Origin of the sequence: Pseudomonas meliae (genome assembly GCF_001400515.1) — a bacterium.
GTDB classification, from domain to species: domain Bacteria; phylum Pseudomonadota; class Gammaproteobacteria; order Pseudomonadales; family Pseudomonadaceae; genus Aquipseudomonas; species Aquipseudomonas amygdali.
Genome location: NZ_LJQT01000430.1, coordinates 1 through 15,721 on the forward strand (window position 1 = coordinate 1; position 15,721 = coordinate 15,721).

The window sequence follows — 15,721 nt, forward strand, 5'->3', positions numbered from 1 at the left end:
AAAACTGATACTCCCTCGCCGCGTCAACCCGATGAATCTGGTTGCTGTGGCCTTGCTGTCAACGCAAAGGCTGGCGCTGGACGATCAGGCCATGGAGCGTGTTCTCGACCTCTACCTGACGCTGCTGCGCGCCGTACCGTACTCACCGCACACCACATTGCCGGAAGGCGACGGGCGCTCNNGAGCACGTCAAAGGCATGGACCTGCTCGCCGCACAAAAAGATGCACTGGGCAAAATTCTGTACCTCAACGAACAGAATGCAGTCCTGATGACGTACTACCGCAACAACGTCCTGCACATCTTTGCCCTGCCCTCACTGCTGGCCAGCTTTTTCCAGAGCTCGTCGCGCATGAGCCGCGAACAGATCCTGCGCTACACGCGTGCGCTGTATCCATTCCTGCAATCGGAACTGTTCATTCGCTGGCCGCTGAGCGAGCTGGATGAGGTGGTCGATCAATGGCTGGCTGCGTTCGTCGAGCAAGGCTTGCTGCGCTTCAAAAAAGACGTCTACGTGCGTCCGGAGCCCAGCTCCCGTGAGTTCGTGCTGCTGACCCTGTTGTCACGGGCCATCGCGCAGACACTGCAGCGCTTCTACATGGCAATCGCCTTGCTACTCAACAGTGGACAGAACACGTTGAGCGCCGAGCAGCTGGAAGACCTGTGTACGGTCATGGCCCAGCGCCTGTCTATTCTGCATGGCCTTAATGCACCAGAGTTCTTCGACAAGAGTCTATTCAGGCACTTCATCCAGACCTTGCTGGACCTGGGCGTGCTGCGCAAGGACAGCGCCGGCAAGCTGAGCTATCACCCGATGCTGGGCGAACTGGCAGAAGGTGCGGCCAAGCGGGTGTTGCCGGCCGAAATCCGTCTGTCGATACGGCAAGTGGCGTTACACAGCAATGAAGAAGAGCAGGATGCGGGAAATGGTGAAGGGGTAGCGTAGGGCTTTTCCGCAATTAGCCGGGGATATTTAGGCACGTGTTTTATGCTCCCCGGCCGCTGCTAAGGTGTGGTTTGTACCCATGACTGGTACTCATCACACTCAATAAGGAAATTGAAATGTCCAGCGAACCCCTGGTACGTCTTCAGGGTGAAGTTTATTACCTGCCACGCCGCTCTCTGCCAACTGGCTGCAAGTTGATTGTCACCCTGAGTGACATCAACCTGGCTGACGCGCCAGCCACTGTCATTGACGCCAGCGAAACACAGATTACCCAGCAAGTGCCATTGCCGTTTGAACTGGGCTATACCGCAGGATCAGAGCGATCTGAAGATCAAGGTCATTCAAGTGAACGGTTGATTGTTCTTCGCTGCAAAGGCTTTCATCAACGGCGCGTTTTCAACGCGCCGTTGATGTTTTTGTTGTTGCACACCGCATCATTTCCATCGGCACTAAACAGCACTGTTTCTTTCAGGCTTCGGGTGGATACCGCAAGTTCCTGATACGCTTGATCCCGTACCCACTTCTCACAAGGACGCTCTCATGCCTCGCTTTTCGTTCACCTTCGCTGGTCTATGCGCCGGGCTGCTGCTGTCGGCCAACGTCTTCGCCCTGTCGCTGAACGACCTCTCGCAATCGGATGCGACCGGTGGTCTCAAAGACGCGCTGACCCAAGGCGCACAGGTCGCGGTCAAACAGCTCGGTGTTCCTGGCGGTTTCAGCAAGAATGAAGCGGTGCGTATCGAGCTGCCAGGCAAACTCGGTCAGGTCGCGAAAAAAATGAAAATGCTTGGCATGGGTGCTCAGGTCGATCAGCTGGAAACCAGCATGAACCAGGCCGCCGAAGCTGCAGTGCCTCAGGCTCAGGCGTTGTTGGTAGACGCCGTGAAAAAGATGAGCGTGACCGACGCCAAGGCCATTTTAAGCGGCGGGAAGGACTCGGCCACCCAGTACCTCAACAGCACCAGCCGCGAACAGATCCGCGCCAAATTCCTGCCTATCGTCAAGAAATCTACCGATCAAGTCGGTCTGGCACAGAAGTACAACGCATTCGCCGGCAAGGCGGCGGCATTTGGCGCGCTGGACAGCAAAAATGCCAACCTTGAAAGCTACGTGACCGAACAAGCGCTGAACGGGCTGTTCGAGATGATTGCAAAACAGGAAGAAAGTATTCGCGCCAACCCGGCGGCGGCCGCTACAGGCCTGGCGAAGAAGGTATTTGGCGCACTTTGAGTGCAGGGTTAGCGCCTGTATTCACGGGCGCATCTGCGTTTGATTCGGGCTCAGGCCGTCGACGCTACAGGCGCTATGCACCGCTATCGTCTGTGACTGCCTTAGGCTTCAAGGCCTTCTTCGGGTAGATGTCGTAGCGGCTGGATTTTCCATCCAGCGCATAACCTGGCTTTGGCCCGTCAATGCAGGGGGCCTTGCGCGGGCGTTTGACCACAACACGGTGGGTGGCAAGCACAAGAGCCGCTTCCAGCAATGCAGGCGCATCCATGTCATCGCCGACCAGAGGCCGGAACAGGCGCATTTCCTTTTTGACCAGAGCGGTTTTCTCCCGATGCGGGAACATCGGGTCGAGGTAAATGACCTGCGGCGGCTCCGCTGTCCAGCCACGAATGATTTCAATGGAGTTGCCGGTCAACAAATGCATCCGGGCAACGATCGCACCCACATCACGATCATCGCGTCCGCGCGCCAGACCGTCTTCCAGCAGTGCAGCAATAATCGGCTGACGCTCGATCAGGCTCAGCTCGCAACCAAGACTTGCCAGCACGAACGCATCCTTGCCCAAACCTGCCGTGGCATCCAGCACGCTGGGACGAACGCCTGGCTGAATACCGACGGCCTTGGCAATCATTTGCCCGGTGCCACCGCCAAACAGACGACGATGTGCCACTGCACCCTCGACAAAATCAACTCGCACAGCGCCAGGCGCATCGTCGCCCAACTGCTGCAATTGCAGGCCATCGTCGGTCGATTGCAACGCAAAATCAGCTTCCGCGTCGTTCAACGGCAAGCCTAGACGCTGCGCCCAATGCTCCGCCTGCTCCTGCCCTGCGACCGCGAGCGCTTCGACCCGGATACGACTGCCTGTTTGCTGCTCAATCATTACGCCCACACACTCAAAAATTGTTAATGATCGGCAAAGTCTGCCGATAACCAAGTATACGGCATTTTGCCAGACCCAAGGCCAGTACTGATCGCTATGTCAGAGATTGTTCAATCATCCATCGGCTATTTGTCGCACTCAGGCGACTTTAGCGTTCGCAACAGCCGCACACTGGGTGGTGTGACGCAGCTGTGGTCGGATGCATTTGCCCGAGCGATGGCGGATCAGGTCAGTGAAAGCACTCCCGTGCCGGTGCACCCGACGGCCGTTGAAGTGGATGTTGAAACAGGCGAACCGGTCGCTGGCGCAAAAACCCTGAGCACGATTGTCGAGCAACGTGCCTGCCCGGTCACCGACACCGAGGTCAAGCCACCTGAGCCGCTGTTCCTGCCGATTGCCGAGTTCGACCTTGACTTGCTGCCGCCGCCTGCCGAGCCCTTCAGCATGGCTGAGCTGATCGAACAACAACGCCATCTGGAATTCGAGAGCCACTGGGTACGCCCTACCGTTCTGAACCCGTACAGCGACAGCGTCAACCCGGGCCCCGGCCCTCAACCGCGCCCATTGCACCTGCCAATCGTCGAATTCGAATGGGAACTGGCCGACAAGCCTGCCCTGCCCCTGGATGAGCAGACCATTGCTGCCCAACAACGCCAGTTCGACTACGAGAACGGCTGGGCTCGCCCGCTGATCCTGCAGAATCTGCGGATGGCGGCATAAGCCCGAACGCTCTTGCCGGCAGCTTACAGGCTCGCTACCTACACACCGACCAGCGCCCCATGTCGACGTGAAAATGATCACGATGCGCCGCGTTGTACTCAGGCCCGAGCACCGTACTGAAGTTTTTGCAGGCGCCGTCACGTAACAGCCTCAGAAAACGCCCCTTGTCCCCTTCGTCGTCCCAATCCTTGAGAACCCCGATGCGCTGACCGTCTGCGAGGCGAAAACCTGCCATATCCAGTGCATTGGCGGTCGCGTGCTGACTGAGCCGGCCGTTGGCGCGGTTGTAGATGTTGCGGCAGGCAAAGCTGCCCAAGTGATCTATCCGCGCTACCCGCTGGCCGAAAACCGCTTGGGCAGCGGGCTGCAAGGTGTGGACATCGAACAGCGCATAGGCCATCGCCAATGGGCAACTGGCCAGGAAGCTGCTGCTCAGCGCCACGTCGCCGCCCTGAATGCGCAGGGTATTTTCCAGAGGGCAGCGAGCAGAAGGTTCACTGTCGGCCTGACGACTGAAACGCAGCCCGGACGTACTCAGCACCTGGTCGCACAGCGCAGGGGCGTTCTGCAGTCGTGACAGCTTGTAAGACGTCAGAAAGTTGGGCTCGGCCCGCACATCCAAAGGCGCCCAGGGGTTCCAGCGCGCAGGCACGTCGACCCAGCCTCGCCAGACTGCAAACGCCCCTATTGCACAGCTCAGCAGGAATATCAGCAGCACACGCATGCTCAGCCCATGCCCCAGACAACAGGGGTGAATTTGAAGAAGGGTTTGTAAATGGCAAGCAAACAGCGCAGTTGCGAATCCATAAGCGGGCTCTCCACAAGGTCGGGCTCTGTCAGCCCCCTCTGGAAGACCTCAGAGCAAGCCCAACTGTTCCACCTGAGGCCCACGATCCAGCTCGAACAATGCCGGCAAGCCAGGCAATCGCGCCGTCAGTTGCTGGTGAAAGCGCATGGCCTGCTCGGCCGCCCTGACGTTGTCCGGGGTGTGCAGGAAGACATAAGGCGTGCGCCCCTCTTCGATCCACACGGCAACCTTTTCCACCCACTGCACCAAAAACTGATCATTGGCCTCCAGGTCAGGACCGCCGATGAAACGGACCTGGGGAAACAGCGTCAGAGCAGCCGGACGCGGTGGCACCTTGGGCTTTTTCGATTGAGCGTGCAGCACGGCAGGATCAGTCGATACACAGCTGAACAATGCCCGGGAGTCGAGACAGATGCGCTCAATGCCTCGATCCAGCAGCAGACGATTGAGCATGCGTTCTTCGTCACCTTTCATGAAAAAGGCCATGTTGCGCACTTCCACAGCCAAAGGCACATTGAGTTCATCGAGGAACCCGACCAACTCGGCAAGGCGCTGCGGTGTGAAGCTGGCGGGCAACTGAAGCCAGAATGGCGCAATCCGCTCATCCAACGGCGCGAGCAGACGAATGAATTCCTCGGCGGCGCCCACCTGATCACGCAGGTCGCCGTTGTGGCTGATGTCTTTGTGAAATTTCGCAGTGAAACGAAAATCGGCAGGCATTATTTCCGCCCAGCGTTGCACCGTTGTGGCAGCGGGACGGGCATAGAATGTGGTGTTGCCTTCGACAGCGTTGAATACCTGAGTGTAGAGATTCAGGAAATCATTGGGGCGGGCGTCTTCCGGGTACAACGAGTCTCGCCAGGCGTTTTCACTCCATGACGGACAACCGAGGTAGTAAGGCAGGCGAGACACAGTCAAACGTGAAGATCGAGCCCCGATACTTCAAGGTCCCAATCGACAAAGCTGGCGGTGGTCAGGTAGCTGGCCAGTGCGTGAGCGACACGAGAGCTCATGGAGCGCGGGAAAATGATGTCTTGCGGACGCGCAGGCACATTGGCGGTGCTGCCTATCGGTGAATCACCCGCATCGCGACGAGCCTGCGCAGGAGGCGGCGGCAACTCGGCATCAACTACGACTTCCTCGAAAGAGCCTTCAACGGTCGAAGGCGTTTTCTGCGGCTTGCGCTTGATGGGGTAAGAGCGTGATGAGGTTCCGTCTATGCGCATCGATTATATACTCGGCGTCGATAGTGGCAATTTAGCGTTACTGCCTTGTAGTTCGCAAATTGCTTAACGATAATTAGACCACACATATTGCAAATTGTTTTCGCCAAATGAGATTAAAGACCATTCAGACGATAAACGGTAGCTGGCGAATTGATATTTTTCCAGCTATAGACGGAATAGCATGACTTGGACAGGCACGACAGCAGAACACTGTGGCGTGCCCTGAAGCCAATCACATCAACGCGCTTTGGGCGTTGCAACCTTGTCCCGCAGGTAGACAGGTTGGGCGTCGTCGGCCGGCAGCGCTTCACCACGCGTCCAAGCGAAGGACGCCAGCGTCAACAAGTCCTGCGCATGGGGCAGCATGCCTGCGTCATGCCCGGCAAGACTCACCGGAATGCGCTCGGCATAGCCCCAGCCGGTACCGGCACCAAACCATTGTCCACTGGCGTGCGCAGGTAGCGTTGCCAATTCGGGTGCCATGACCGCCTCGTTGCCGAGCAGACGCATCTCCCCGGCCACCTCGTGATAGCAACCCCAATACACCTCATCCATGCGCGCATCAATGGCCGATGCCACCTGAGACACGCCATGCTCACGAAAGGCACGCTGGGCCAGCACGGCAAGATTGGAAACAGGCAATACCGGGCGCTCCAGCGCGAACGCCAGGCCTTGCACGACGCCAATGGCAATGCGCACGCCGGTGAAAGCGCCAGGGCCGCGCCCGAACGCGATGGCATCCAGAGCCGACATCGCAATGCCCGCCTCGGCCATCAGGCTTTTGATCATGGGCAGCAGCCGCTGGGCATGCAGGCGCGGGATCACCTCGTAGTGGCTCAGCACTTTGCCATCGTGCAGCAAAGCGACCGAGCAGGCTTCAGTGGCGGTGTCCAGGGCCAGCAAGGTGGTCATCGGTGTTTCCGTCATGGTCAGGGTGAAAAAGTGCAGCAGTATAAATGACAAATGGCCCGCAAGCGGGCCATTTATTGTTCAGACTGAAAGTCTTACTTCAGGGCTTCCAGTACTTTTGCAGTGATCTCTTCAACCGAGCCGACGCCAGGAATATGGCTGCACTTGGGCTTGCCATCCTTCGCTTCCAGCTTGCTGTAGAACTCGACCAGCGGCTTGGTCTGGGCATGGTAGACCGACAGGCGATGGCGCACGGTCTCTTCGACGTCGTCCTTGCGCTGCAGCAGCGGTTCGCCAGTCACATCATCGATACCCTCGACTTTCGGCGGGTTGAAGATGGTGTGATAGATGCGACCAGAGCCTTCGTGAACCCGGCGGCCCGACATGCGCTTGACGATTTCTTCGTCATCAACGGCGATTTCCAGCACGTGATCGATTTCCAGACCTGCTTTCAACAGGGCTTCGGCCTGAGGAATGGTGCGCGGGAAGCCGTCGAACAGAACGCCGTTCGCACAATCCGGCTGGGCCAGACGATCCTTGATCAGACCAATGATCAGGTCATCGGAAACCAGACCACCCGAGTCCATGACGCTCTTGGCCTTCAGGCCAAGCTCGGTTTCAGCCTTGACTGCAGCGCGCAGCATGTCGCCTGTCGAAACCTGCGGGATGCCGAACTTTTCAGTGATGAATTTTGCCTGAGTACCTTTACCGGCCCCGGGAGCTCCTAGCAGAATCACGCGCATCGTCATGCTCCTCAAAATTTTTATAGTGAAATCAACGGATTCGCCTCGGGGGCCAATCTAAAAATAATCAGGCCAACAGGCCGAAAGGCTGATCAAGATACACAGCCGACCGAGGCCGCACAAGCCGCCAAAAGTCGCATTAACCGCGTGCGCACCGGCTTGCGCGCCCCGATTGTCGAGCGGCGTGATCTGTATCAACGTTTCCGGCAGGCCAGCCCGCAAACCCGGCATTGCCAATGCCCNNNNGGGCCAAAACGGCCCGGCAATTAAAGTAATGCGCGTGTTCAACCAGTGTTACGCAGACCGGCAGCGATCCCGGCTACAGACACCAGCAGCGCCAGTTCCAGAGGGCTGTCCAGACTGGCTTCGCGACTGCGGGAGCGGGACAGCAGCTCGGCCTGGAGCAAATGCAACGGGTCGAGATAGGTGTTGCGCAGACTGATGAATTCCAGCGTTTCAGGGCTGTGTGCCAGCAGTTGCTTCTGCCCGGTCAGCCCCAGAACCACATTGCACGCCTGCGACAATAGGTCGCGTAAATGTGCGCCTAAATGTTGCAGCTCAGCACTGACCAGACGCTCGTCATAGAGTCGGGCAATGTCCGAATCGGCTTTGGCGAGGACCATTTCCAGCATGTCGATGCGGGTTCTGAAGAACGGCCACTGTTCGCGCATCTGCGCCAGCACCGTACCCTCGCCGCGCTCCAGAGCCTTGCTCAGCGCAGCTTCCCAACCCAGCCAGGCGGGCAACATCAGACGCGTCTGCGTCCAGGCGAAGATCCACGGAATGGCGCGCAGGCTTTCCACGCCACCTTCGCGGCGCTTGGCCGGGCGACTGCCGAGTGGCAGGCGTCCCAGTTCCTGCTCGGGCGTTGCCTGACGGAAATACTCGACGAACTCAGGGTTCTCGCGCACTACCGCGCGATAGGCGCTGACCCCGTCAGCGGCCATCTGGTCCATCATCGTCCGCCACGCCGGTTGCGGAGGCGGTGGCGGTGGCGGGAGAAGGGTCGCCTCCAGCACCGCTGCCAGATAGAGATTGAGGTTCTGTTCGGCGATGTCCGGCAGGCCGAATTTGAAACGAATCATTTCCCCTTGCTCGGTGGTCCGGAAGCGCCCGGCTACCGAACCTGGCGGCTGCGACAGAATCGCCGCATGCGCGGGGCCACCACCACGACCAACCGTACCGCCGCGACCGTGGAACAGCAGCAATTCGACCTGCTGCTCGCGACAGATCTCCACCAGCTTTTCCTGCGCGCGGTACTGGGCCCAGGCCGCCGCCGTAGTGCCCGCGTCCTTGGCCGAGTCGGAATAACCGATCATGACCTGCTGCGGGCCGTGCAGACGCGAACGATAGCCCGGCAAGCCGAGCAGCGTCTCGATCACCGGCCCGGCGTTATCGAGGTCAGCCAGGGTCTCGAACAACGGCACTACACGCATCGGCCGCTGCAGCCCGGATTCCTTGAGCAGCAACTGCACGGCCAGCACGTCGGATGCCGAACCTGCCATCGAAATGACGTAAGAGCCCAGCGACGCTGCCGGAGCTGCTGCCACTACCCTGCAGGTTGCCAGCACTTCTGCGGTGTCGGCTGCCGGTTTGAAGTAGCTTGGCAGCAACGGCCTGCGGTTGTTCAGTTCGCGCAACAGAAAGTCGATGCGGGTCTGCTCGTCCCACTCTTCGTAGCGACCCAACCCCAGATAATCGGTAATTTCAGTCATCGCCGCACAGTGGCGACTGGAGTCCTGGCGGACATCCAGACGCACCAGAAACAGGCCGAACGTGACGGCACGGCGCAGGCAATCCAGAAGCGGCCCGTCGGCAATCACGCCCATGCCGCACTCATGCAGCGACTGGAAGCACAGCAGCAGCGGGTCCAGCAGCTCGCGGTTGTCTCGCAGCACCGCTTCAGGCGCAGGCAAGGTCTCGCTCAATGAGGCGTTGGCCCAATTGCGCGTCGCGCGCAGGCGCTCACGCAGACGCTTGAGTTCTGCCCGATAAGGCTCGGCACTGTCACCGACGCTGGCCCGCAAGGCGTCGCTGGCCTGTTGCATCGACAGCTCTGCGGCCAGGTTATCCACATCACGCAGATACAGGTCAGCCGCCATCCAGCGCGCCAGCAACAACACTTCACGGGTAACTTTGGCCGTGACGTTCGGGTTGCCGTCACGGTCTCCGCCCATCCAGGAGGCAAAGCGGATCGGCGCGGCTTCCAGCGGCAAATGCAAGCCGGTCGCTGCGTGCAGTGCATGGTCAGCCTTGCGCAGGTAGTTCGGAATGGCGTGCCAGAGGGAGTGCTCGATAACCGCAAAACCCCATTTGGCCTCATCAACCGGCGTGGGACGGATACGCCGTATCTCTTCGGTATGCCAGGCCTCGGCGATCAGACGCTGCAAGCGCGAGGTAATCTGTGCGCGCTCGGTGCTGTTGAGGTCGCGATGATCGAGCGCGGCCAACTGCGCAGCGATGGCGTCGTATTTCTGAATGAGCGTACGGCGCGCAACTTCGGTGGGGTGAGCCGTCAACACCAGCTCGATTTCCAGCTTGCTCAGTTGGCGCGCCAAGGCATCAGGCGTGTGACCTTCCGTTTTCAGGCGGTCAAGCAGCTCGGGCAACACCCGCGACTCAAAGGGCAGAGGCTGGGTATCGTCACGGCGATACATGAGCTGATACTGCTCGGCAATATTGTCCAGGTTGAGAAACTGGTTGAACGCACGGGCCACAGGCAGGAGTTCGTCATCACCCAACCCGTCGACACTGGCGCTGAGTTGCTCGGCACCTTCTGCAGAACCGCGCCTGCCCGCCTTGGCGCCTTTGCGAATACGTTCGATCTTGTCGAGGAATTCAGCGCCTCGCTGCTCACGAATCGTGTTACCCAACAGCTCACCCAGCAGGTGAACGTCTTCGCGCAGACGCGCATCGATATCGGCCATCGTTCCTCTCCCGTTTTTTGTCTGGGCTCAGTTGCGTACCCGCAAAACAGCGCGGGCGTACGTGAATTCGAATCCGCATTGCCAACAGTGCACCAAAAGCCTGCAATTGGACAAATGGTTCAACAAAAAGCCGCGCCTCAACGCCTGATTAATCCTGCAGCGACGTCCGTTCACATGCTGATCAACATGCTGACCGCTTCCTGAAGCCCCCTGAAAATTCCTGACCACACAGTAGATATTTATCTGAACTATTCAAAAACAGCGCAGGTCGGAGCCTTTAACCATTACAGGAAAGCCCGAAAGGCAGCAGGCGGTTGTACGACCTCATGCCCGGACTTGATGCAACAACTGTCATGGATAACCACGTTCGGAGTCAGACAATGGAGTTGATCACCATGAACACCTTAACTGCCAAAACCAAGTTCAAAGGCCTGCGCGGTCTCAAGCTGGCTGCGCTGGCGCTCGGTAGCACCTTTATCCTCGCGGGTTGCGCAGGTAACCCGCCATCTGAGCAATATGCAGTCTCGCAATCGGCCGTCAACAGCGCCGTCAGCGCTGGCGGTACCGAATTCGCAGCGGTGGAAATGAAGTCGGCTCAGGACAAGCTCAAAGAAGCTGATCTGGCCATGCAGGATCACAAGTACGACGAAGCTCGCCGCCTGGCTGAACAAGCCGAGTGGGACGCTCGTGTAGCAGAACGCAAATCTCAGGCCGCCAAAGCTGCCAAGGCTGTGCAGGATGCTCGTCAGGGCGTCAACGAACTCCGTGAAGAAGGCCTGCGTCAGGTGCAGTGATTGCCCTGAACCCTTTCTGTTTTCATGAATTCGTAACTGATTAAAGGACGACCCTATTATGCGTAAACAATTGATGATCCCCGCTCTGCTGGCCATGAGTGTTGCCCTGGCAGCCTGTGCAACCAAGCCTAACCCTAATCTGGAACAGGCCCGCAGCAACTTCACCGCGCTGCAGACCAACCCGGAAGCTACCAAAGTCGCGGCGCTTGAAACCAAAGACGCCAGCGAATGGCTGGCCAAGGCAGAACAGGCTTTCCGTAACGATGATGACGTCAAGAAAGTTGACCAACTGTCTTATCTGACCAACCAGCGCGTAGAGCTGGCCAAGCAGACCATCGCCCTGCGCACCTCCGAAGCTGCTCTGCAGAATGCTTCTGCCGACCGCGCCAAGGCACGCCTGGAAGCTCGTGATGCTCAGATCGCTGCGCTGAAGAACAGCCTGAACGCCAAGCAGACCGAACGCGGTACGCTGGTGACTTTCGGTGACGTGCTGTTCGACTACAACAAGGCCGATCTGAAGCCGACCGCTCAAGGCGACATCGGCAAGCTGGCTGCTTTCCTTCAGGAAAACCCTGATCGCAAAGTGATCGTTGAAGGCTACACCGACAGCACAGGTTCTGCTTCCTACAACCAGTCGCTGTCCGAGCGCCGCGCCAATTCGGTTCGCATGGCACTGGTACGCATGGGTGTAGATCCAGCGCGCGTTGTGACTATGGGCTACGGCAAGGAATATCCGGTTGCTGACAACACCAGCAACTCGGGCCGTGCCATGAACCGTCGTGTGGAAGTTACTATCTCCAACGACAACCAGCCTGTTGCACCGCGCTCGTCGATGAAATAAGCGACCGAGCCGCTGCACTCAAGCCCCGCCTGCGCATACAGGGGGGGGCTTTTTAATGCCGAAAATTATCGCCGTCTTTATTGCTGTGGCGTCTGCTGGCCGACGCACCGCACCGCTTGCCTGTGGTCATCGATCAACACGCCCGACAAGCCCTTTCGCGACGTGTCGAACAGGACCAGCACGCCATCAACGCATTGCGCCACCTCGACCGCTGGCGTCGCGGCGATCTTGTAGTCCTCGCCAGGCACGGTCTTGAGCAGGGTAAACTCACTGAGCAATAGCGCATCTTCAGGCTTCGCAAAATGCAGATAGCCGTAAAACCACAGGCAGCCGACGGTGCCGATAACTGCACCGACAGCGCTGAGGATCATGCCGTTGGGGTTACGCTCGCGACTCATGGCGCTGGCGGCGTAGCTGGGGTCGGGTAGTCGGGCACTTGCGCAAGGCGACGCAGGCCATTGAAATGCGTCGGGTCGTCCAGATAGCGCAGCATCACCTGACGCCAGAGAGGGTCTGCGAACGTCTGTACGTGCTCGCCACGGGTCAGTTGCAATACGCGCGGTGGAGGCGCTGCCTTGTACAGCTCGATACCGTTGGCGAGCGGCACCAGTGTGTCGTCCATGCTGTGAAAGATCAGCATCGGTGTGCCGGCCAATCGTGGCAGGCCGTTGACGGCACTGTCGGCCTCCGGGATCAGCCAGGACAAGGGCGTCTTCAATGGCCAGGTCAGCCACGACTTGCTCAGCGAGTTTCGCGCGACGCTGCGGTAGCTGGCCGGCACGCTGTCCAGCACCAACGCCTTGAGCCGCGAGCGCTCCTGCGGATGTTCTGACAAGTAGTGCACCGCCAGCGCTCCACCAATGCTTTGCCCCAGAACCACAAGGGGTTTGCCTTGCACTTGCGGTGCAGTGTTCAACCAGTCGAAAGCGGCCTGAACATCCTGATAGACCGCCGGCAGGCTCGGTTCGCCCTGCGACTCGCCATAGCCACGGTAATCCAGCATCAGCACCTGATAACCCTGCTCGGGCAACCACCAGACGCCACCAAGGTGCCAGGACAGATTGCCGCCGTTGCCATGCAGATGCAGCACCGTACCCTTGACCGGCACACCCTCTTTCGCGGGCAGCCACCAGCCATGCAGGCGTGTACCATCGGCGGCGGTGAGGTTCACGTCCTGATACTGTAAACGAGCCTTGTCTGGTGTGAACGGAACACCTTGCTCGGGATAGAACAACATCGAACTGCAACCGGTGAGCGCAAGGATCAGGGTGAAGATGCCGAGCAGTTTCAAATGGGGTTTCCTTGTTGTTTTCATCGCCACATCACTGCCGTGCTGGCGCAGAGCAATGGCACGATAGTTACAAGATTATCGTTCCTCAGGCTCCAGCGTGGGAATGCCGTTCTGGACGCTCTGCGTCCGATCCTGACTGTGCAGCGCGGCGCAGATTTGAGACGCCGAGCGTCACCCACTGCGTGCCAACGCGAAGCATTGGCACGATAGTCAGTTCGGCCTACAAAATATTCGAGTAGTCCGCTTCGATACGGTCCAGGCTCAGGTGTTTGAGGAAGTTGGAGAAGCACATCCAGGCCGACAGCGCGTTCATGTCACGGAACTGCTCAGGCAGGTATTTGGGTGCCACTACCAGTCCTTCATCTACCAGTTGGCGCAAGGTAAGCATGTCTTCCAGCGTGGTCTTGCCGCAGAACAGCAGCGGCACCTGTTCAAGCTTGCCCTTGCGCACGGCCAGCTGAATGTAGTTGTAGACCATGATGAAACCCTTCAGATAGGTCTTTAGTGAACGGCAAGCCGTTGGGCACCGAGCCGCGGAACACGCGACTCGCGTTGCCGTAGCTCTCCGACATGCCGAAGCCCTGCTCGCGGTAGAACTCGAATACCTGCAGAAAATCAGCGCCCTGCTCGGCCATGTGAATGGCACGGGTGCGATTGGTCAGCTTGCGCAAACGGCTGGGGTAGGAGGCAAAGGCGATGACTTCCATGAGAATCGCCAGGCCTTCCTGAGTCACCGTCGATGAAGGCGGACCTTTGGACAGGAACGTACAGATCGGCTGGTTTTGCCCGTTCAACGTGGTGCCGACGTGTACCAGCCCTTCGTGAACCTCCAGCGCCCGTACATCACGCTCATTGAACATCGCGTCGGTGCGGATTTTGATGTAGTCGGCACCGGCAGCCGCATCAGCGACGATACCGTCGGACTCGAAAACCCGGATGGTCTCCTCGGCCTCACCGAACACACGGTTCAAACGCGATTGCAGCAGCGAGACAGCGTCCTTGGCCGTGAGCGTTTTCGGCTCGTCCTTCAGGTCGCCGCGTCCGGCAATGTTGTTCAGGTAATCCGAGAGCATCAGGCCCAGATCGGCCAGCGTCGGGTCACCGGCGTGAAAGGCATCGGACGCAGCGCCATACAGCTCCTGCGAAATCAGGCCGAAGTCGGACGTACCGCGGGCCTCGAGCATACGCACCACCATGCGGTACTCACGGCACATGCGGCGCATGATCTGCCCGACCGGGTTGAACTGCCCGAGTTGACGCGTTACATCCCGCTCGATGTTCTGAAACTCTTGCTTCAAGGCGACCGAATCAAAGCCCAGCGGACGGTTTTCGTAATAGGCACGGTCCACGGCAGGAAACGCCTTGCCCTTGGCGGCCAGAAAGTCCTTGCGAACTGTCTCATCCCATTTAACTGCATCCAGAATGCGGATCGGCGTCTGTGCAACGACGATCCGATCCGATAACGCACGAATAGTCTGTTGATACTCGTCCACCGGTACTCCTTGGCTGGCTGTTTCGCTACTGCTCGGCGGCATGAGAACACGCCACCGCTGGAAAATATCGAAATTGGCAGGGTCGTCAAGCCGTCTGAACCGCCGACCCAGAGCACGTCGAACGAAGTATAGTCACCCTCGAACCGGCTGCGGCGTTCCCAAAACCAGACGCATCTGCCGGGTCAGAATACAGAGCATTTCTTCGTCCGCCTGACGCTGTGGGCCATGCAGCAGGCCTTGATACTCAATGCGCCGGATTAGCCCCGTCAATACCTGAGCGTCCTGATACGGCTGCAACGAACCAATCACCTGAAAGAACTGACAACTGCCCTGCAGCAGAATTTCCTGATGGGCCATCACCAGCGGGGTCAGACGCGGGTTGATCAGCGCTTCGTGGTAGAACGCCTGTTCGGCAATCAGGTAGTCGCGCCGGGTCAGCAATTGATGCCGGATATGCTCCATCACCATACGCGCAATATCGTCAGCCAGCCGAAAACGGTCGGTCGGGCTGCCCGAACTGCGGCTCATCATCTCACGCAGAATACCTTCAGTGTTCTGCCAAAGCCGCGCCAGGTAATCGGCACTGCGCTGTACATACTGGGCAAAGGCATCGGTGAGCAGGTCATTGATGTCCTTGAAGTAATAGGTGGTTGCCGACAGCGGTACGCTGGCCTCAGCGGCCACTGCGCGATGACGTACAGCGCGCACGCCGTCGCGCACCACGATACGCATGGCCGCATCGAGAATGACCTGTCTGCGTTGTTCACTGCCTTCGCGGGCCGCCTTGCGGCCTTGATACTTGACACTTTTGGCCACCGCGCTCGCTACTCCGGCGGCCCCTTCTCTGGCAATCGTCACGACAGCTTCCTTTTTGAATCGTCCTGAAAAACACCTAAAAAAAAGCCGCCCATT

15 protein-coding genes and 2 pseudogenes are annotated in these 15,721 nt (G+C 58.8%); 6 read left to right on the top strand and 11 right to left on the bottom strand.

Annotated elements, in window-relative coordinates:
- From ALO64_RS19875 to ALO64_RS19885, 3 genes and pseudogenes are all read left to right on the top strand, one after another.
- Positions 1–944 (top strand): annotated as a pseudogene (locus ALO64_RS19875) (glycerol-3-phosphate 1-O-acyltransferase PlsB); the annotation flags it as partial.
- 116 nt (positions 945–1,060) lie between these two features.
- Complete coding sequence (locus ALO64_RS26435; RefSeq protein WP_002554744.1) at positions 1,061–1,444, top strand: YbaY family lipoprotein; 384 nt, start codon at positions 1,061–1,063, stop codon at positions 1,442–1,444.
- A 40-nt stretch (positions 1,445–1,484) separates the two neighbouring features.
- Positions 1,485–2,174, top strand: a complete 690-nt coding sequence (locus tag ALO64_RS19885; RefSeq protein WP_002554745.1) for a DUF4197 domain-containing protein — start codon at positions 1,485–1,487, stop codon at positions 2,172–2,174.
- 73 nt (positions 2,175–2,247) lie between these two features.
- Here ALO64_RS19885 and ALO64_RS19890 read toward each other — a convergent pair whose 3' ends face one another.
- Positions 2,248–3,057, bottom strand: coding sequence for a class I SAM-dependent methyltransferase (locus ALO64_RS19890; RefSeq protein WP_044343750.1), 810 nt, complete (start codon positions 3,055–3,057; stop codon positions 2,248–2,250).
- 96 nt (positions 3,058–3,153) lie between these two features.
- On the opposite strand from ALO64_RS19890, the gene ALO64_RS19895 reads away from it, so the two are divergent.
- Positions 3,154–3,777 carry a hypothetical protein gene (locus ALO64_RS19895; protein ID WP_044343751.1) on the top strand — a complete coding sequence of 208 codons (624 nt, stop codon included), beginning with the start codon at positions 3,154–3,156 and terminating at the stop codon, positions 3,775–3,777.
- 34 nt (positions 3,778–3,811) lie between these two features.
- On the opposite strand, the gene ALO64_RS19900 is transcribed toward ALO64_RS19895, so the two are convergent.
- From ALO64_RS19900 to ppc, 6 genes are all read right to left on the bottom strand, one after another.
- On the bottom strand, positions 3,812–4,501 hold the full coding sequence (locus tag ALO64_RS19900; protein WP_044343752.1) for an extensin-like domain-containing protein: 690 nt from the start codon (positions 4,499–4,501) through the stop codon (positions 3,812–3,814).
- A gap of 132 nt (positions 4,502–4,633) precedes the next feature.
- A complete protein-coding gene (locus tag ALO64_RS19905) occupies positions 4,634–5,497 on the bottom strand; it encodes a DUF72 domain-containing protein (RefSeq protein ID WP_152623892.1) in 864 nt (287 codons plus the stop codon).
- A 2-nt stretch (positions 5,498–5,499) separates the two neighbouring features.
- Positions 5,500–5,811 carry a hypothetical protein gene (locus ALO64_RS19910; protein WP_002554750.1) on the bottom strand — a complete coding sequence of 104 codons (312 nt, stop codon included), beginning with the start codon at positions 5,809–5,811 and terminating at the stop codon, positions 5,500–5,502.
- A gap of 237 nt (positions 5,812–6,048) precedes the next feature.
- The gene (gene tsaB / locus ALO64_RS19915; RefSeq protein WP_044343767.1) at positions 6,049–6,723 is read right to left on the bottom strand and encodes a tRNA (adenosine(37)-N6)-threonylcarbamoyltransferase complex dimerization subunit type 1 TsaB; all 675 of its coding nucleotides are present in this window, start codon (positions 6,721–6,723) and stop codon (positions 6,049–6,051) included.
- A 92-nt stretch (positions 6,724–6,815) separates the two neighbouring features.
- Positions 6,816–7,463 carry an adenylate kinase gene (gene adk, locus ALO64_RS19920; protein WP_002554752.1) on the bottom strand — a complete coding sequence of 216 codons (648 nt, stop codon included), beginning with the start codon at positions 7,461–7,463 and terminating at the stop codon, positions 6,816–6,818.
- A 284-nt stretch (positions 7,464–7,747) separates the two neighbouring features.
- On the bottom strand, positions 7,748–10,390 hold the full coding sequence (gene ppc / locus ALO64_RS19925; protein ID WP_044343754.1) for a phosphoenolpyruvate carboxylase: 2,643 nt from the start codon (positions 10,388–10,390) through the stop codon (positions 7,748–7,750).
- Between the two features lie 380 nt (positions 10,391–10,770).
- Between ppc and ALO64_RS19930 the strand changes: the two genes are divergently transcribed.
- Together ALO64_RS19930 and ALO64_RS19935 are read left to right on the top strand one after the other, a co-directional pair.
- Positions 10,771–11,184: a DUF4398 domain-containing protein gene (locus tag ALO64_RS19930; RefSeq protein WP_004657980.1), complete on the top strand. Its 414-nt coding sequence runs from the start codon at positions 10,771–10,773 to the stop codon at positions 11,182–11,184.
- Positions 11,185–11,242: 58 nt separating this feature from the next.
- On the top strand, positions 11,243–12,025 hold the full coding sequence (locus ALO64_RS19935) for an OmpA family protein (protein ID WP_002554755.1): 783 nt from the start codon (positions 11,243–11,245) through the stop codon (positions 12,023–12,025).
- Between the two features lie 77 nt (positions 12,026–12,102).
- On the opposite strand, the gene ALO64_RS19940 is transcribed toward ALO64_RS19935, so the two are convergent.
- The 4 genes and pseudogenes from ALO64_RS19940 to ALO64_RS19955 form a co-directional block, all read right to left on the bottom strand.
- Complete coding sequence (locus tag ALO64_RS19940; protein WP_044343755.1) at positions 12,103–12,423, bottom strand: hypothetical protein; 321 nt, start codon at positions 12,421–12,423, stop codon at positions 12,103–12,105.
- Positions 12,420–13,316: an alpha/beta hydrolase gene (locus ALO64_RS19945; RefSeq protein ID WP_010205993.1), complete on the bottom strand. Its 897-nt coding sequence runs from the start codon at positions 13,314–13,316 to the stop codon at positions 12,420–12,422. Before ALO64_RS19945 ends, ALO64_RS19940 begins: the two co-directional genes overlap by 4 nt.
- A 220-nt stretch (positions 13,317–13,536) precedes the next feature.
- Positions 13,537–14,851, bottom strand: a pseudogene (locus ALO64_RS19950) (flavohemoglobin expression-modulating QEGLA motif protein).
- A 90-nt stretch (positions 14,852–14,941) separates the two neighbouring features.
- A complete protein-coding gene (locus ALO64_RS19955) occupies positions 14,942–15,667 on the bottom strand; it encodes a TetR/AcrR family transcriptional regulator (protein WP_005743405.1) in 726 nt (241 codons plus the stop codon).
- Positions 15,668–15,721: the final 54 nt, after the last annotated feature.